Source organism: Dickeya lacustris, assembly GCF_029635795.1.
GTDB lineage: Bacteria > Pseudomonadota > Gammaproteobacteria > Enterobacterales > Enterobacteriaceae > Dickeya > Dickeya lacustris.
On record NZ_CP114280.1, the window covers coordinates 2,643,929 to 2,661,977 of the forward strand.

Consider the following 18,049-nt stretch of genomic DNA (forward strand, 5'->3'; position numbering starts at 1 on the left):
GATTAACTCCTTGATTTAGGCTGAGTCTCTTAACGGCGAGACGGGGCGCTGGCCGGGAATGGCATGGAGCAGCGCCTGAGTATAGGGGGCGGCAGGGTGGTGGAAGATGTCGGCCACCGGCCCGGATTCCACCTGCCGCCCGTGATAGAGCACGGAAACGGTGTCGGCTATCTGGCGTACCACGGCCAGATCGTGCGAAATAAACAGATACGTCAGCCCCAGCGAGGCTTGCAGCTCGTCGAGCAGGCGCAGTATTTGCGCCTGCACGGTGACATCGAGCGCGGAAACCGCTTCATCGAGCACCAGGATTTTGGGCTCCAGAATCAGCGCGCGGGCAATGGCGACGCGCTGGCGCTGGCCGCCGGAGAGCTCTTGCGGGCGGCGCTGCAACAGCGTGCCGGGCAGCGCGACGCGCTCGAACATGGCGTGAACCAAACGGGCGCGCTCAGTGCGCGAGTGACGCTGAAAATTGCGCAGCGGCTCTTCTACGATATCGAACAACCGTTGCGACGGGTCTAACGAGCCGTAGGGGTTCTGGTACACCAGTTGAATGGTCTGGCGAAACTGACGCAGCGCCTCGCCGCGCAGCCGGGTGATGTCGGTGCCATCTATCAGAATGCGGCCTGCGCTTGGCCGCTGAAAGCCCATTATCATGCGCGCGGTGGTGGTCTTCCCCGAACCCGACTCGCCGACAATCGCATGGGTGGTGCCGGGCTGCACCTGAAAAGAGACGCCATCCACCGCCCGAAACGCGCTACGTCGCCCGCCGCCGGGCGGGAAATCCTGCACCAGTTGTTCCACCTGCACGATGGGCGGCGCGCCGCTGGTGCGTAACGGGCGGTGCAGCGCGGCCTGCGCGGGAATGTTCGCCAGCAGTGTGCGGGTGTACGCGCTTTGGGGAGCACTTAACACTTGTCGGGTTGGCCCCTGCTCCTGAATATAGCCTTGCTGAAACACCAGCAGGCGGTCAGCGCGCTCGGCGGCAACGGCCAAATCGTGGGTGACGAATAAAATCGCGGTGCCGCTTTCCCGGCGCAGTTCGTCAAGCAGGTCGAGAATGCGCTGTTGCACCGTGACATCCAGCGCGCTGGTCGGCTCATCGGCGATGATCAGCGCCGGTTTCAGCGCGATGGCGATGGCGATTAATACGCGTTGTTTCATGCCGCCGGACAGCTCGTGCGGATACTGACTGGCGCGCAGCGCCGGGTCTGTCAGCCCGACGCGCGTCAGCAGCGTCAGCGTTTGCTGGCGCAGGGTGCGGCGGTCGATTTTCTGGTGCAGGCGCAGGATTTCATCGACCTGATCGCCGATGGTTCTTACCGGGTTCAGCGAGTTGCCGGGGTCTTGCGGCACCAGGCTGATGACCCGACCGCGCAGGCTGGCCAGCCGGTTTTGCGACCAGCGGCTGATGTCAGTACCGTTGAGGCGAATCGCGCCGCGCGTCAGGCGGCCATTGTCGGCCAGCAGGCCAATCACTGCCTGCGCCGTGGTGGTTTTCCCCGAGCCGGACTCACCGACCAGCGCCACCACTTCTCCGGGTGCCACGCGAAACGACACCCCTTCGACCACCGTGCGTTCACCGTCGTCGCCCCGATATGTAATGGTGACATCTTCGAGCTCCAGCACCGGCGGGGCGCTGTGGATGGGCGCGTGTGTCATGGTTGCCTCCTGATGGACTGGCTGATGCGATTGGCCGACAGCACCACGGCGACCACCAGCAGGCCGGGGAAGGTGGTCAGCCACCAGGCGCTGGCCAGATAGTTACGGCCTTCGGCTATCAGTAACCCCCATTCCGGCGTAGGCGGCGGCGCGCCGTAACCGAGAAAACTGAGCGTGGCGAGCGCCAGAATCGCACTGCCGAACTGCAACGCAGCGAACGCCAGTACGCTGGTCAGCGCATTGGGTAACAGGTGCCGCCACAGCACGCTGAAAAAGGTGCCGCCGCTACCGAAGGCGGCTTCGACGTAATCGCTGTGGCGCACGCGCAGCACTTCCGCGCGCGTCAGACGGGTGAAATGGGCAATCGAGGTGACGCCAACGGCGATGGCGGCGTGCAGGTTGCCCACCCCCAGTAAAATAATGACGCTTAACGCCAGCAGCAGGCCCGGAACGGCCAGCAGCACGTCCACGCCGCGCATCAACAGCGTATCGAGGCGGCCACCGATAGCGCCGGACAGTAACCCCAGCAGGCCGCCTGCAACCAGCCCCAGCGACACCGCCGTCACCGCGCCTGACAGCGAATGCGATGCGCCATACACCAGCCGGGCGTAGAGATCGCGCCCTAACTGGTCGGTGCCTAACAATGCTGCGCCGCCGGGCGGCTGGCGCTGGGCCCCGGCGATGCCTTCCAGCGGTGAATGGGTGGTAAACAGCGCCGGGAACAGCGCCCACAGCACCACGGTTAACACCACCAGCCAGGCCAACGCCAGCCCCGGTTGCCGCGCGAAGAGGGGTAAGCGCAGCGCGCGGGTACGCCGTGGCAAGGGGATTTTTTCCAGTTGAATGATGGCCATATCACACCTGCGAAACGGTTTTCAGACGCGGGTCGAGCAGGCGATACAGCCCGTCTACCAGCAAATTAACGACCACAAAGGCACCCGCAGAAATCAGCACGATGGCTTGTAAGACGCTGGCATCCTGCGTGTTGACCGCCTCTTGCGTCAGTTGCCCTAATCCGCTGCGGCCAAACACGGTTTCCGTCACCAGCGCCCCGGCAATCAACTCGCCCAGCAGCAGCCCGGCCAGCGTCAGCGCGGGCAAGATGGCGTTGCGCGCCACATGCCGCCATAACACGCCGCTACGACGCAGGCCCTTGGCGCGCGCCACCGCCACGAACGGCTGCGCCAGCACCTGATCGATACTGCGCATCAGCACCTGCGCAATCGGCGCGGCAATCGGCACGCACAGGGTGAGCACCGGCAAGACAAGCCCTTCCAGCTCGCCGGGGTTAATGACGGAAACCCAGCCCAGCCGGAAGGAGAACACCTGAATCAGCACGATGCCGAGCCAGAACGTCGGAATCGAGATCAGAAGCGAGGGCAGCGACTGCAACAGCTGGCGCAGCCAGGCGAACGGCGTCAGGGCGCAGAGAAACGCCAGCGCGACGGCCAGAATCAGCGCGGCGACAAACCCCAGCGCCGCCAGTTGCAGCGTGGCGGGCAGGTTGGTTAACAGCAGTGTGCTGACAGGCAAACCCGCTTGCAGCGACAGGCCAAAATCGTCCCGTAACAGGCGCGAGAGCGCGGCGAGATACTGCGTGAGCAGCGGCACATCGGCCCCGTAAATTTGGCGCAGCTCGGCAATCTGGCTGGCGCTCAGGCCCAGATCCGGGCTCATGAATTTAATCAGCACGGCATCGCCGGGCAGCGCCTGCAACAGCAGGAACGACAGGGTAAACGCCGCCCACAACACTAACAGGGCGTGGCCGAGGCGGGTGGCTAGCGCGGTGATTGACATCCCTTGCCCTCCGTTAAGGTGGAACGGTTATTTATCAAGCCAGGTGTTGTAGAAGCTCGGGCGGCCAACGGCTTCAAAGCCGATGCCTTGCGTGGTGGCGCGCCCGGCGTAGACCTGCGGTTCTTCAAAAATCGGGATCACATACGCTTGATCGATAAGATAGCGCTGCACATCGCCGACCAGCGCCAGCCGCTGCCCGCGATCGGTCGCCGAGGCGATGCCGTCCAGCAGGCTATTCAGGCGGTCATCGGCAAAGGTTTTTACCTTGTCGCTGGTGCCGCCTTTTTGCAGCAGTACGTTACGCAGCGTCGGGTAATATTGGCTTTTCAGCACGTCCGGGTCGGCGCGGCCCACCATGCCCGGCGCAACGCCGGTTTTCAGCGGGTCGAGGCTGTCTACGGTTTTGCTGCCAGCATCACCCGCCAGCACGTTCAGTTTCACACCCACTTTGGCCCACTGCTGCGCCAGCAGTTGCAGCATCTCTTTATTCTGCGGCTGCGGCTGTGATTCATAAGCCGTCAGCTCCAGCGCCTGCCCCTCTTTCTGACGCACCCCTTGCGCCCCGGTTTTCCAGCCCGCGTCATCGAGCAGACGGCTGGCCGCCTGCGGGTCAAACACCAGCTTGTCGGCGAGGTTGACGTAACCGCTGGCGGTTTTCGCCAGAACCGAGGTGGCCTGCGGATAATTCTCGGAGTAGAGCGTCTGGATTATCTCTTGCGGGTTGGTGGCGTAACGCAGCGCCTGACGCACGCGAATATCGGCGACCAGCGGGTTATCCGGGCGGAAATTGATGCTGTTGTTAACGCCACGGGTGGGCGCGGCATAGATGTGTATGCCCTCGTTTTGCACCCGTTTTTCGTCATAGGCCTGAATCTGGCGGATAAAATCGGCCTGGCCGGAGACCAGCGCGCCGATGCGCACACTGTCTTCCGGCGTCACCAGATAGGTAATGCCATCCAGATAGGCACGGCCCTGATGCGCCGAGCCAGCCGGTGCCCACTGGTAATCTTTCCGGGCCACCAGTTTCAGCTCCCGGCCCGGTTTTTCGCTGCTGACCACAAACGGGCCGGAGCCGATGATGTGGGTGGCGTCACCCAACTGGTTGAAATTGCGCGCCAGCGTATTGAGCGATACCAGCCCGGAGCCGATAGCCGCCGTGCCTTGCAGGAAGCCGGGCGACGGTTTTTTGAAGGAGAACTTCACCGTCAGCGGGTCGATAACTTCGCTGCGTGCATAGTTGTTAATCACCTCTGACACCGGCTGGTTCAGTTCTTTGTTGCCAAGGCCATAGGTGTCGAAATTTTTCGCGACCGCATTGGCATCCAGCGGTGAACCGTCGGAAAACGTGACGCCGGGGCGCAGCTTAAAAGTGTATTCGGTGCTGTCGGCGTTAATGGTCCATGACTCGGCAATCCACGGCTCAATCGCCAGGGTTTGCGGGTTCTGGTAGGTCAGTTTGTCGGTTATCTGATTAAGAATGCCGCCGTTAGGGTAAAAACCGCCCGCCGGTGGGTACAGGTTGGTGTGTGGTTGCTGTTCGAGATAGATCAAGGTGCCGCCGGTTTTGGGCGCTTGCGCTGCCTGGCCCGGCGCGCCATAACCGAGCACCGCGAAGGCGGCAAACAGGCCGAGCGCGCGCTTTTGTCGAGCGTTCAATAAAGCAGACATGGTTTTTCCTTTTAATTATCAGTGTGATGTCAGCGAATGTGCAGGTGTTGTTGGCGCTGAAAAACAGCGGCCAGATACGAAGGGATACTTCCACAGGCAACCGGAAACGGCAAAGTACAAAACCGGTAATCCATATCCGGTTTTATGGCAAACGGCGGGTTGTAACCGCACAAAAAGTGAGGACGAAAACCTAAATTTCGCGGTGGGTTTTTAGTTCAAAAAAACTGAATCCAAGCAGCAAATAAACCCGATATTCATTGCGCGTTGGCTGCTCTATTATCACATCCATCGAAGGCGATGCCGCCTCCAGTTAAACCACTGAACCCCATTTGATGTGAAGGATATTGACCATGAACGCTATCAAAAATTTTGTTGCAGTTATCGCCCTGGCTACCGTTTCTTTCGGCACTCTGGCCGCCACTGAAGTGCAGCACAGCGCGAAACCGGCTATCGGCAGCGTCAGTGCGACCGCGATGACCCTCGACGGGTTACAGGCGAGCTTGTCTGAAAAGGCGAGCGCAGCGGGTGCCGGTTCATTTCGTATTATTGCGGCCACGGGCAGTGACAACCAACTGCGTGGCGTTGCCGCGATTTATCAGTAACCGCCCGTTCATCACAACACGCCAGCACCGGGAATAACACCACACCAGCATTAGCTTGTCCCCGCTATCAAAAGAGGCCCGAATGTGGCCTCTTTTTGTCATGTTCTCGTGTGATACCGCCAGTCGCGCTTGCGCCGTTATGCCGGGTCGCGGTCGATGGCAAACGGCGACCAGGCCTGACGGGTTGGCATCACTTCAAGCCGGTTGATGTTCATGTGGTCAGGCAGGGTGGCGATGTAGTAAATCTGCCCGGCGATGTCTTCGGCACTCAGCGGCGTGGTGCCGCGATAGAGCCGGTCAGAGGCGGCTTGATCGCCTTTGGTTCTCACCAGCGTGAATTCGGTTTCGGCAATACCGGGTGCCAGGTCGGTCACGCGCACGCCGGTGCCTTGCAAATCGCAACGCAGGTTATAGCTAAACTGTTTGACGAATGCTTTGGTCGCCCCGTAAACGTGGCTGCCGGGGTAGGGCCATTGACCGGCGATGGAGCCGATGTTGATGATGCTGGCCCCCGCGCCGGTGCGAATCAGGGTGGGCAATAGCGCATGCGTTACATTCACCAGCCCTTTGGTATTGGTATCTATCATGGTGTGCCAGTCCTCGAGCGCCACCTCCTGCGCCGGTTGCGGTGACAGCGCCAGCCCGGCGTTATTCACCAGCGTTTTCACGTTGCGAAACGCCTCTGGCAGGTTGCCCACTACGGCATTGACGGCGTCGGCATCGCGCACATCCAGCCCGGCGATGTGTACCGGCACCTGTGGCGAGAGCGCATCGGCCAGCGCATTCAGCCGTGCTTCGCGCCGACCGGTCAACACCAGTGACCAGCCAAAACGGGCGAAGAGACAGGCCGTGGCATGACCAAACCCGGAGGTCGCGCCGGTAATAAACACAATATTGTCTTTGCTCATCAAAAGCTTCCTCATCGCTTAATCGATCACGCCACGCAACCGATCGATAACTCAACCGAGCCGTCTGCTCTGGCATCACCTTCTCTGCCGCCGTCAGTGGGCGGGCGTGAGCCACTTTACGAAGCGTGACCGGCTGCGCACAGAGCCAGTTGGCCGAAAAGCGTGGGACACCGCCTGCGGCCCGGTGCGCGAGTACATCGGCGCATCTGGCCCAGGAATTAGCCGCAACTGGCTCTATCGCTGTGCGCGCGTTTGTTTCTAGTCTCAGGTGATTGTTGTCTTAATCACCTGGCGGCGAGTCGCCTGATGGATGCCGCTGCGAAATCATGGGAGCACACAACGATGACGTTGAAATCGGCACGGTCAAATGAGGATGTGCGCAGGCTCGATACACAATACGTGTTTCACTCCTGGTCTGCGCAGGGAGGGTTAAACCCGCTGGTTATCGCGGGGGGCGAGGGCTGCCAGCTGTGGGATTATGACGGCCAGCGCTATCTGGATTTCAGCAGCCAACTGGTGAATACCAATATCGGCCACCAGCACCCGAAGGTGGTGGCGGCGATTAAAGCGCAGGCCGATGTGCTGACAACCATTGCGCCCTCGACCGCCAATGCGGTGCGCGGTGAAGCGGCCCGGCGCATTTTGTCCCATGCGCCCGCCGCCTTTAATAAGGTGTTTTTCACCAACGCCGGGGCCGATGCCAACGAAAATGCCATCCGTATGGCGCGCTTGTTTACCGGGCGCGAAAAAGTCCTGTCGGGCTATCGCTCTTATCATGGCAATACCGGCGCGGCGATAGCGGCAACCGGCGACTGGCGGCGCTTACCCAATGCGTATTCTCGCGGGCATGTGCATTTCTTCACCCCTTATCTCTATCGCAGCGAATTTCAGGCCGCCACCGAGCAGCAGGAGTGCGCCGCCGCGTTGCACCACCTGCGGCGCATTATCGAGTGCGAAGGCCCGAATACGATTGCCGCTATCTTGCTGGAAACCATTCCCGGCACCGCCGGTATTTTGGTGCCGCCGCCGGGCTATTTGCCGGGCGTGGCGGCACTGGCGCAAGAGTTCGGCATCCTGCTGATTATGGATGAGGTGATGGCCGGTTTTGGCCGCACCGGACGGTGGTTTAGCTTCGAACATGATGGCATCACACCGGATCTGATCACCTTCGCCAAAGGGGTGAATTCCGGTTATGTACCGGCCGGTGGCGTGATGATTTCCGAGCGTATCGCCCACTTTTTTACTGACCGGGTGTTTCCCGGCGGGCTGACTTACTCCGGCCACCCGCTGGCGATGGCGGCGATTGTCGCCACGATTGAGGCGATGGAAGAGGAAGGCGTGGTAGAAAATGCCGCCCGCATCGGTGACGGCCTGCTGGCCGACGGGCTGAAAAGCCTGGGTCAAAAGTATGACATCATCGGCGATGTGCGGGGAAAAGGGGTGTTTCATGCACTGGAACTGGTGGCTGACCGCACCAGCCGCACGCCGCTTGCCGCCGCGCACATGGCCCGGCTTAAAGCGGCGCTGCTGGCGCGCGGTATGCTGGGTTTTATCGCCGAAAACCGCCTGCATGTGGTGCCGCCCTGCACGATTTCCGCCTCGCAAGTCCATCAGGGGCTGGCGATAATCGATGATGCGCTGGCCGAGCTGACCGGCGCGCTGGCATAAGCGGGCACAAGCTGGTATCTGGTATAGACCGATTGCCGGTTTCCCGTCCGTGGCGGCGAGAAACCGGCTGGCCCATTTGTCTTTATCTGGCGGCGAACGTTTTTAATCGTGTCAGGTTTTTTCTCGATTTCACGTCTTTCTGGCCTTTTCTGCACAACGCATCCTCATTGTTACCCTGCCATTCCATTCACTGCCCTGAATAAAGGCAATATTGTCGATATTTGCACCAAATTGGCGATAAAAAAGGGTTATGTTGCGGGCAACAGCCGCTATCTCACTGGGGTGGATTAAAAAATAAACATTGGCACAAAAATGGCATGAGTCAGAGCGTAAACCTAACCAGACGGTCAGAAAATGGCGGAGGGAGAGCGATGATGAGCCAGAGCTATGCCGAGGATTCGGTCGTGACCATGTTGAAACCGGCGCAGGCGCCTGCTCGCCCGGCCATTGTGGTGCGCGATGCCAATGTGATTTACCCGGCGGCAGACAAGCCGGTTCATGCACTGAAAGACATTAACCTGACTATCCGCGAGGGCGAGTTTGTCTCGTTTATCGGGCCGTCCGGTTGTGGCAAAACCACGTTGCTGCGCGCCATTGCCGACCTGGAGCCGATTACCAGCGGTGAGATTACGGTCAATGACATGACGCCTGGCGAGGCCCGCTGCGCCGGGGCATACGGTTACGTGTTTCAGGCACCGGTATTGTTGCCCTGGCGCACGGTGCTGGCCAATGTGATGCTGCCGCTGCACATTCAGGGCCGCGCGCCGCAAGTGTGCGAAATCATTGCCCGTGAGCAGCTGGCGCGGGTCGGGTTGCAGGGCTTTGAGAAAAAATACCCCTGGCAGCTCTCCGGCGGCATGCAACAACGGGTATCGATTGCCCGCGCGCTCGGGTTTGACCCCAAAATCCTGATGATGGATGAACCCTTTGGCGCGCTTGATGAGCTCACCCGTGACAACCTCAATCAGCAACTGCAACAGCTGTGGGTGGCAGGCCAGCGCACCATGGTGTTTGTTACCCACTCGATTAGCGAAGCCGTCTACCTCTCGACCAAGATAGTGGTGATGTCGCCGCGACCGGGCCGTATCGTGAAGGTGATTGACTCGCCGCTGCCTGCCGAGCGCACGCTTTCGCTGCGTGACTCACCGGCGTTCCTCGAGCTGGCGCAAGAGGTGCGCGCCGCGCTGGTGGAGGGGCACCATGAGCACTGAACGCGGGCGTTACCTTGGCGATTTCCGCCAGCAGGTGCTGCCGGTGGCGGTGGTGGCGCTTTGCCTGACGCTGGTCTGGTATCTGCTGGCTATGGCGCTTAATGCGCCGGGCGTCATCGAGCGGATGGCGGATGGCGCGCGCTGGCGCGAGGTGCTGGCCGCGACGCTGACAATGTCGCGCCCGGTGCTGCCTGCGCCGCATCAAATTGTGCTGGATATCTGGGCCAGCCTGACGCAATGGCCGCCCGGCTCGCCGCGTAATTTGCTGCTGCACACCGCCGTGACCGCCAGCGCAGCGCTAACCGGTTTTGTCATGGGCGTGGTGCTGGGCGGCTTGCTGGGGGTGGCGATTGTGCATTCCCGCACGCTGGATAAAGCCCTGCTGCCGTGGATTGTCGCGTCCCAGACGGTGCCGGTACTGGCGATCGCCCCGATTGTGCTGATTATCCTCGGCAGCCTTGGCATCACCGGGCTGTTACCCAAAGCCACCATCGCCATGTACCTGTGTTTTTTCCCGATTACGCTTGCCGTGGTGCAGGGGCTGCGCGCGCCGCAAAAACTGGAGCTGGAACTGGTGCATACCTATGCCGCCAGCCGAATTGATACCTTCTGGCTGGTGCGCTTGCCGTCGGCGCTGCCCTATGTATTTCCGGCGTGCCGGGTGGCTATCGCCAGCGGACTGGTGGGAACCATGGTCGCCGAGCTGCCGACCGGCGCGCAGGCAGGGCTTGGCGCACGCCTGCTGACCGGCTCGTATTACGGCAATACGCTGCAAATCTGGTCGGCACTGGTGATGGCTTCGCTGCTGGGGTTGGGCTTAACCGCGCTGGTGAGCCTGATTGAGCGATGGGTGATGGCAACACGCAAGGGGGCGCGATGATAACGCACACTAAACCGGTGCCAGGGGCACGACCACCGGTGCTGGGAGCACGATCACCAGTGCTGGGAGCACGACCACCGGTGCTGGGAGCACGATCACCAGTGTTGGGAGCACTACCGCTGACCGGCGCGCTGCTCGCGCTGGTACTGGCGCTGCTGGATGGCGGCGCACCGCTGTGGCAAACCGACGGCCTGCTGCTGCTGGCGCTGGCGGCATTGCTGTCACCGGGCATACCGCTGTGGCGCGCGGGCGTACTGGCGCTGTTATTGCTCTTGGCCGCCGTTTCGTTGTTACCTGCCGCCGCTGGCGGATACCACTATGGGCTGACGGCGCTGGCACTGGCGCTGCTGGCGATGGTGAGCGTGCAGCATCTGGCGCGGGTGCGCAGCGTGCGCCTGCCTGACAGCGCCGTTGCCTTGCTGTTTGGCGGCTGGGTGCTCTATTTCTGGCAGCTATTGGTCAGCGGATTTGCGGTGCCGCAGGTGCTGCTGCCCACGCCGCTGGCTATCGCCCAGGCGTTGTATGACAGCGCCAGCCTGCTGCTCGGCGATGTGGTGCAAACGGTGCTCAAATCGGTACTGGCCGGTTATCTGCTGGGTTGCGCGGGCGGCATCGCCGTGGCGCTGCTGATTGACCGCCAGCCGTTTTTGCAGCGCGGCCTGCTGCCGTTGGCCAACCTGACCAGCACGGTTCCGCTGGTTGGCGTCGCGCCGATTGCGGTGATGTGGTTCGGTTTCGACTGGCCTTCGAAGGCGGCGGTAATCGTGCTGGTGACGTTTTTTCCGGCGCTGGTCAGCACGCTGGCGGGCCTACAGGCCAGCGGCAAATTGGAGCGCGAGCTGATGCACTGTTATGCCGCCTCGCCGCAGCGCACGCTGTGGGTGTTGCGCTTGCCTGCCGCGCTGCCGTTTATTTTTGCCGCGCTGAAGGTGAACGCGACGCTTGCGTTAATCAGCGCCATTGTCGCGGAGTTCTTCGGCTCGCCGACTGCCGGGCTCGGCTTTCGCATCTCCACCGAGGCCGCCCGGATGCACATGCCGCTGGTGTGGGCGGCGATTGTGGTGGCCTCGCTGATTGGCTCGCTGGTGTATGCGCTGCTGGTCAGGCTGGAGCGCAAGGTCAATTTCTGGCACCCCTCGGTGCGCGGCGCTACGCCCTGAGCCGTCACCACACAACACCATAACCACAACCATAACGTGCAATCACTGTCGTGTTCACATCAACCTGAGGAGTCATCTGATGATAAAACGTTCCGATCTTTTCCCCAGTGGCCTGCTGGTGGCCATTGCCTTGACGGTGACATTGCCCGCGCAGGCTGCCGAGAACGTCACGCTGCAACTGAAATGGGTGCCGCAGGCGCAGTTTGCCGGTTATTACGTGGCGCAACAGAAAGGCTTCTATCAGCAAGAGGGATTGAATGTCACCATCAAACCCGGTGGCACCGATATTTCGCCGGTGCAGGTGATTGCCGGTAAATCAGCGGATGTGATTGTCAACTGGATGCCGGATGCGCTGGCCGCGCGTGAGGCCGGGGTGCCGCTGGTGAACATCGCACAGGTGTTTGACCGCTCAGGCATGATGCTGACCTGCCGCAAGGCAAGCGGCGTCAACGCCCCGGCTGATTTGAAAGGCAAAACGCTGGGCGTGTGGTTTGGCGGCAACGAGTATCCGTTTTTTAACTGGATGAACAAACTCGGCTACAAGCCGGACAGCGACATCAAGGTGCTCAAGCAGGGCTTTAATGTTGATCCGCTGCTGCAAAAGCAGGCCGCCTGTATTTCCACCATGAACTACAACGAATACTGGCAGCTGATTGACGCGGGCCTGAAAAAAGAGGATTTGGTGACGTTCGCCTATGAAGACCAGGGGGTGTCTACGCTGGAAGATGGCTTGTATGTACTGGGGCCGAACCTGAAAGACCCGGCATTTGTCGCCAAAATGGCGAAATTCCTGAAGGCGTCGTTCAAGGGCTGGAATTATGCCGTCAGCCACCCGGATGAAGCGGCGAAAATCGTGGTGGCGGAGGACGCTTCCGGGGCGGCGACCGAAGCGGTGCAGCAGCGCCAGATGGAAAATGTGGCTAAACTCATTACCCACGCCAATACGCCAGCCGTCGGCTATCTGGAACCGGCTGCCTACCGCCGCACGATTGATGTGCTGCTAAATAGCGGCGGCAGTCATCCGGTCATCAAAAACGATCCCGGTGACGACGCCATGAGTCATGTGGTGTGGCAGGCGGCGGCAAAATAACGCTGACAAAATAGCGGTGACAAAATAGCGGTGACGAAATCGCAGGTGACGTAATAACCGTGATGAAATAGCCGTGACGCAATAACGGCGCGCGGCCAGGCCGGTCGGTATTTGCCAGGGATGGCGTAATTAACACCACGATCAGCACACCGCTATCAATACACAACGATCAACACACAACGGGGTACACAACAGGAGTATGGCCGCGAACACCATGAGCATGCAGATGCGTAGCACGGACGATGCCAGCGGCGGGCGCTTGTTGCCAGCCGGTGCTGATGAAGGCGAGAAAGGCCGCATCCGGCAGGATAATGAGGCGGTTATTCTGCTGGCGGCGGAGCGGGTGTTTGCCCGCTTTGGCTTTCGCGGGGCGACGATGGCGCAAATTGCTGAGGCGGCCTCGCTGCCTAAAGCCAACCTGCATTACTATTTTGGCAATAAACAGACGCTCTATCTCACGGTGCTGGACGGCATTTTGCACGACTGGCTGGCCCCGCTGGATGGCTTTCGGCCCGATGCCGACCCGAAAAGCGCCATCGACGCCTACGTGCGCCAGAAAATGCACTTCAGTTTCGAGCGCCCGCACGCCTCACGGCTGTTCGCCAATGAGATTTTGCAGGGCGCACCGATGGTACACCACTTGCTGCAAACCGAATTGCGGCGGCTGGTGGCGGAGAAAGCCGCCGTGCTGGATGGCTGGATAGCGCAAGGCCGCTTACCCCCGCTGGACACCACGCACTTCTTTTTCAGCGTCTGGTCGATGACGCAAACCTATGCCGATTTTGACATTCAGATAGCGGCGGTGCTCGGCGAAGATTCTCACAGCGAGCAGGCCAGAGCGCGCGCCACTCGCCATGTACTCAACAGCGTGTTTCGTCTGTGCGGATTGTCGTAGCAACAGATTATCGTCGCGACTGACGGTTATAACGGCTAGCGGAAATCGAACTGCTCGAAATGCAACACCGACTGGCCCACCTGCTGTTGCAGGTAGCGCCGCATTCCGACAGGCCCACAGAACCAGACGCCGGCGCAGTTGTCGGTATTGAGGCGCGCGGGGTCGAGTAGCCCGTCACGGTCGCGCACGATGATGTGCAGGTCGATGGCGGCATCGCGCGCCAGTGTTGCCAGCGTCGCGGGGTGGATAAGCTCGCTTTCGCTGTTGACGCAGTAAAAGAGCGTGGTGTTGTGCTGCTGTTGCTGGCTGGCGCGCAGCTGATGCAGCCAGGATAAAAACGGCGTGATCCCAATCCCCCCGGCGACCCAGTAGGTTTCTTTATCGGAGTGCGCCGGCAAGGTGAATTCACCGTAAGGGCCTTCAATCACCACCGAGGTGCCTGCCAGATTTGGCCCGTTCACCAGCGCGGTGGTGTAATCGCCCAGCGCTTTGATGGTGAGCGTCAGCAGGTGGTTATCCGCATCGTATCGGCTAACGGTAAACGGGTGTTTGCCCTCTTTCGCATCAGTGGTCAGGAAAACAAATTTGCCTGCCTGATAGCGATGGGCAAATGCAGCTGGCACGCGGATGGTTAATTCCAGCGTGGAGTCATTTATTTTACTGGCTGCGGCGATTTGGGCTGAAAAATCATTTCGTCTGCCAATTCGCCCTGCCAGAGAATAAATAATAATGAACGAAGAGAGAATACATAACACCATGCAGGCGATGCCAAATACCGTCCAGCGCATGTCGCTATTAATCATATAAAATGAATGGAGTACACCCAGCAGGGCGATAATTGCGCCGACCTTGTGAATAATGCGGAAATTTTTATAGGAGATCCATTTCATCAGGCTAATGGCAATAAAAAATATCATGCAATAAAACGCGATTTCCCCCAGCTCATTCATCACGCCACGCCAGGGGTCAATCGGGTGTGGCGGGCGGCGGCCCGGCGTTATCCAGGCGAGTGCGGCGGCGATGCCCGGCAATTTGGCGAAAAGCCAGTGCAGCAGGGTAGCGATACCGGCACCGATGCCGAGATATTTGTGGCAGACGTACAGCTTATCCATACCGCCCAGCCACTTTTCCAGCACGGGAGGATGGAGCGCCATGATAAGCAACCCGGTAATACAGAGTACGGCGATAAGGCCCGTCAATTGCACCAGCATATTGCGCCAGTAAATAAACGTCGGCAGGGTGGCAATATCCGGTAAACTTAACACCCAGACAGCAAGGCAAATCAGCAACGATAGGACAATAAACTTCATAATAAAAAGCCTTTTAATAAAATATTAAGATGTTTTTATTTTCTGGATAAATCGGCGAAAAAATATATTCGCGATAGAGAAATCATCATGTTTTATTAAATATAAGTATTGGTGTTGGAGAAGGCTATAGCGATACCCGTAAAGTTGTGTATTTGATTCTCCTGCCCGTGACGGGGTTATTTCAAACTGTAACATTGTGGAGATTAAACCGGATAATGTGCAGGTTTCTCCATATTTTCATCATAATAGCCGTTCGTCATAAACAGCCATGCGCCATAAATAATTGTGCATTCTATAATGCCGGGCTTTGCCGCTACGGGTTATGTGCCCCGTTTGCACCGGTTTGCTGGCAAACGCCGTGACCGTCTTCCTGTGATGCCGTCGCATGAATCGCCATTCGCCAACGCGCTCCCACCACTGGTCATCTGGCCGTTTTTTTCGCCTGAAAGTAAAATTTTTACCCCGTGATACGGCCCTTTCTCGCGCGGCATTGAAAATATTTTTCAATAAAAACAATGCCTTTTGTTTTTGTTATCCCCCTCTTCATCAACACTTATAGCTACATCAGAAAATAAAAATATTCATCGCTTTTGTTCATTGGCATATTTCACTCACAGCGAAACTGAATTAACCAAGAGGATAATTAAAGTGACAGCAGAAATTATCGATTTTATTACAGAAGAAATGCCATTGTTCAATGCGATAAATAAAATGTGCCATAAAAAACTTACACCTTAATATTTACAAAGAGTTAATTTTTTAAAGCGATAGTTTAAAAATAGTATAGAGGACACCATGTATATAAGGAAAGCTGACTGGCATCCGGCGGATATCATTGCAGCATTAAGGAAGAAAGGAACATCACTCTCAGCCGTATCACGAAAGGCCGGGTTAAGTTCAAGCACTTTGGCAAACGCACTATATCGACCTTGGCCAAAAGGAGAACTATTGATCGCTAACGAATTAGGCGTTAAACCTGAAGAAATATGGCCGAGCCGCTACTATGACCCTCAAACTAATATCTTTATCGATCGTCAAAATCGAATGCGAATTCGTTCTGATAAACCATAACTTTCAGCTTAAATATTTCATGACACACAGGTAAAAACAGCATTCTTAATGAGATATCGTCGCGCCGTGTGCTTAGAACTCCTGAGGTAGTGAATAATGTCTATAGTATGCGCGCCGTGAATACGGCGTGCTCTCGTGGGAAGTGATATTACTTCAGCACGGGGTTTGCACAATGAGAGGTACAGCATCAATGTGTAAAATTATCAGAAATGACTCAAGGAAAAGAAGAAAAAGAGTCGGTAGCACCTTGCGTTATCTCTGATAAATTTATTATTCCATATCCGCCGGGCGTGCCTATCTTATTCCCCGGTGAAGAGATAAGTGACGCCATTCAACAGAAAATTAATGAATGTCGTGACAACGGTTTGCTGATTATCGCTGCCTGATAGCGTAATTAAATTTTAAAACTCATTCAATTTAATCTATTTAGAGCCAAATAAAATGATCAACTTAAAAAAGATTGCTGAGATTGCTGCTGTCCGTGGAAATGCACCATGCCTTATTGCTGAAGATAAAGCATATACATGGAGTGAGGTGTTGTCTTTAACCGAATCACGGGTGGCTTTTATTAAGAATTTCATCGAGCCTGAAAAGATGCGCTCGGCGTGCTTCTTGTCTAAGAATAACGGGGATTTAATTTGCTGGCTGGCAGCATTCACCACGCTGGGTATTCCAACTAATGGGTTGGATTATTCTCTGCCGATAACAACGCTGTTAAATCTGGTGAAGAAAATCAACCCTGGGATTCTATTAGTCTCTTATAGCTTATACACGACAGATGAGTTGAACCAATTATATTCAACGGGAGCGAGTGTCATTTCTGTTAATTCGCCTACAGATGCGATGGTGGACAGTATTGGCAGCCTGCACCGTAAGCATGTTGCGGAAATACTCGAACAGCATCGCCCGGTGCCCTTTCGGGCGGTGTCATTAACATCAGGAACCTCTTCCGAGCCTAAAATCGCACTACGCTATCAGTCGTTTGATGCCCGCCGATTTAGCTGGTTTACCGAACGATACGGCTTTACACACCGTGATGGTTTTATGCTGATTTTGCCCTTATATCACGCAGCGGGTAATGGATGGGCGCGGATGTTTATGGGGCTTGGCGCGCCGCTCTACCTTGTTGACCAAAATGATGATGCGGCGATCGGTACGCTCATTAGCCGTGATGACATTACGGCAACGGTGATGACGCCGAATCTAGTCTCGAGGGTGACGAAATTAGTGGAACAACAGCATATAACCACGCATTTTCGCTGGATACTGGTGGGAGGCAGTAACTTTGCCCCCCATAATAAAATGGCTGCCATGTCTGCATTAGGGCCTGTAATTCACTAGTATTATGGCTGTACGGAGTCAGGTGTGAATATTCTGGCCGAACCTGATGATATTATTCGCCACCCTGATAGTGTAGGAAGAGCCTTTGATGGTAATAAGGTGGTTATTCTGGATGAAAATAACCGTCTGGTTCCTGCTGGTACGAAAGGCCGGGTGGCTATCGCCAGTTATATGTTGATGGATGAATATGGGGATGGACGAAAACCCTTCGTGACTCTCGGTGATGATGTCTATTTCCCCATGGCGGATTATGGTTATCTTGATAATCATGGCAGACTTTTTCTGATGAACAGAAATGGTGATCGTTATGACAAGAACCATGTTTATGGTGTAGAGGAAACACTGCGCTCATTACCCTGTATTCATGATGTGGCTATTATTTCAGTGGCAAATGAAAGCGAAAATATGATTAAACTTTTGTTCAGCACATTTAATAACAGACCGGTTAATGATGATGTGCTCAATGAAAAAATAAAAGAAAAATTGCAACAGCATAATATTTTGAAGTTTAAAGCCAAAAAAATTGACGAAATTCCGTATAGCCCCAGTGGTAAAGTACGTTTTCAGGAGGTTGTTAACTTACTTGAAGCAGCATAATTGATATCGGTATCAGGATATCTGAGGTCTGTATAGAAATTTACGAATAGTCATCATCACCCCACTATGAAATTATGAACCCGTGATGATGACTAACCTGCAAAAAATTATTGAATTCGAAAAGGATAAATGATGAAAAACGTATACAGTAAAGGACTTTTATGTTGTTTAGCCGCAACCGTTTCATGGGGT

Annotated in this window: 15 protein-coding genes and 1 pseudogene; 10 read left to right on the forward strand and 6 right to left on the reverse strand. The window is 56.8% G+C overall.

The window, feature by feature from the left end; genetic code table 11:
* Nucleotides 1–15 precede the first annotated feature (15 nt).
* From O1Q98_RS12000 to O1Q98_RS12015, 4 genes are read right to left on the reverse strand one after another with little or no spacing between them, the layout of a single operon-like run.
* Nucleotides 16–1,659, reverse strand: a complete 1,644-nt coding sequence (locus O1Q98_RS12000; protein ID WP_125261304.1) for a dipeptide ABC transporter ATP-binding protein — start codon at nt 1,657–1,659, stop codon at nt 16–18.
* Nucleotides 1,656–2,513: an ABC transporter permease gene (locus tag O1Q98_RS12005; RefSeq protein ID WP_125261305.1), complete on the reverse strand. Its 858-nt coding sequence runs from the start codon at nt 2,511–2,513 to the stop codon at nt 1,656–1,658. The genes O1Q98_RS12000 and O1Q98_RS12005 overlap by 4 nt, the downstream gene beginning before the upstream one ends.
* 1 nt (nt 2,514) lies before the next feature.
* Nucleotides 2,515–3,456 (reverse strand): ABC transporter permease, encoded by a 942-nt coding sequence (locus O1Q98_RS12010; protein WP_125261306.1) that lies wholly within the window; start codon nt 3,454–3,456, stop codon nt 2,515–2,517.
* Nucleotides 3,457–3,483: 27 nt separating this feature from the next.
* Nucleotides 3,484–5,124 (reverse strand): TIGR04028 family ABC transporter substrate-binding protein, encoded by a 1,641-nt coding sequence (locus O1Q98_RS12015; RefSeq protein WP_125261307.1) that lies wholly within the window; start codon nt 5,122–5,124, stop codon nt 3,484–3,486.
* 350 nt (nt 5,125–5,474) lie between these two features.
* On the opposite strand from O1Q98_RS12015, the gene O1Q98_RS12020 reads away from it, so the two are divergent.
* Nucleotides 5,475–5,726 carry a YdgH/BhsA/McbA-like domain containing protein gene (locus tag O1Q98_RS12020; RefSeq protein WP_125261308.1) on the forward strand — a complete coding sequence of 84 codons (252 nt, stop codon included), beginning with the start codon at nt 5,475–5,477 and terminating at the stop codon, nt 5,724–5,726.
* 137 nt (nt 5,727–5,863) lie between these two features.
* On the opposite strand, the gene O1Q98_RS12025 is transcribed toward O1Q98_RS12020, so the two are convergent.
* Nucleotides 5,864–6,634, reverse strand: coding sequence for an SDR family NAD(P)-dependent oxidoreductase (locus O1Q98_RS12025; RefSeq protein ID WP_125261309.1), 771 nt, complete (start codon nt 6,632–6,634; stop codon nt 5,864–5,866).
* Between the two features lie 342 nt (nt 6,635–6,976).
* On the opposite strand from O1Q98_RS12025, the gene O1Q98_RS12030 reads away from it, so the two are divergent.
* From O1Q98_RS12030 to O1Q98_RS12055, 6 genes are all read left to right on the forward strand, one after another.
* Nucleotides 6,977–8,302, forward strand: a complete 1,326-nt coding sequence (locus O1Q98_RS12030; RefSeq protein ID WP_125261310.1) for an aspartate aminotransferase family protein — start codon at nt 6,977–6,979, stop codon at nt 8,300–8,302.
* A gap of 374 nt (nt 8,303–8,676) precedes the next feature.
* Entirely contained in the window at nt 8,677–9,513 is an 837-nt protein-coding gene (locus O1Q98_RS12035) for an ABC transporter ATP-binding protein (RefSeq protein WP_125261311.1), read from the forward strand.
* A complete protein-coding gene (locus O1Q98_RS12040; protein WP_125261312.1) occupies nt 9,503–10,393 on the forward strand; it encodes an ABC transporter permease in 891 nt (296 codons plus the stop codon). The genes O1Q98_RS12035 and O1Q98_RS12040 overlap by 11 nt, the downstream gene beginning before the upstream one ends.
* Nucleotides 10,394–10,494: 101 nt before the next feature.
* Nucleotides 10,495–11,553: an ABC transporter permease gene (locus O1Q98_RS12045; protein ID WP_240632851.1), complete on the forward strand. Its 1,059-nt coding sequence runs from the start codon at nt 10,495–10,497 to the stop codon at nt 11,551–11,553.
* A gap of 79 nt (nt 11,554–11,632) precedes the next feature.
* Nucleotides 11,633–12,643: an ABC transporter substrate-binding protein gene (locus O1Q98_RS12050; RefSeq protein WP_125261314.1), complete on the forward strand. Its 1,011-nt coding sequence runs from the start codon at nt 11,633–11,635 to the stop codon at nt 12,641–12,643.
* A gap of 226 nt (nt 12,644–12,869) precedes the next feature.
* Entirely contained in the window at nt 12,870–13,538 is a 669-nt protein-coding gene (locus O1Q98_RS12055) for a TetR family transcriptional regulator C-terminal domain-containing protein (protein ID WP_164513050.1), read from the forward strand.
* 35 nt (nt 13,539–13,573) lie between these two features.
* Here O1Q98_RS12055 and O1Q98_RS12060 read toward each other — a convergent pair whose 3' ends face one another.
* Nucleotides 13,574–14,848 (reverse strand): ferredoxin reductase family protein, encoded by a 1,275-nt coding sequence (locus tag O1Q98_RS12060; protein WP_125261315.1) that lies wholly within the window; start codon nt 14,846–14,848, stop codon nt 13,574–13,576.
* Nucleotides 14,849–15,643: 795 nt separating this feature from the next.
* Here O1Q98_RS12060 and O1Q98_RS12065 point away from each other — a divergent pair.
* The 3 genes and pseudogenes from O1Q98_RS12065 (at nt 15,644) to O1Q98_RS12075 (ending at nt 17,857) form a co-directional block, all read left to right on the forward strand.
* Entirely contained in the window at nt 15,644–15,919 is a 276-nt protein-coding gene (locus O1Q98_RS12065) for a helix-turn-helix domain-containing protein (RefSeq protein ID WP_125261316.1), read from the forward strand.
* Between the two features lie 209 nt (nt 15,920–16,128).
* A complete protein-coding gene (locus tag O1Q98_RS12070) occupies nt 16,129–16,305 on the forward strand; it encodes an Orn/Lys/Arg family decarboxylase (RefSeq protein ID WP_083960959.1) in 177 nt (58 codons plus the stop codon).
* 55 nt (nt 16,306–16,360) lie between these two features.
* Nucleotides 16,361–17,857, forward strand: a pseudogene (locus O1Q98_RS12075) (class I adenylate-forming enzyme family protein).
* Nucleotides 17,858–18,049: the final 192 nt, after the last annotated feature.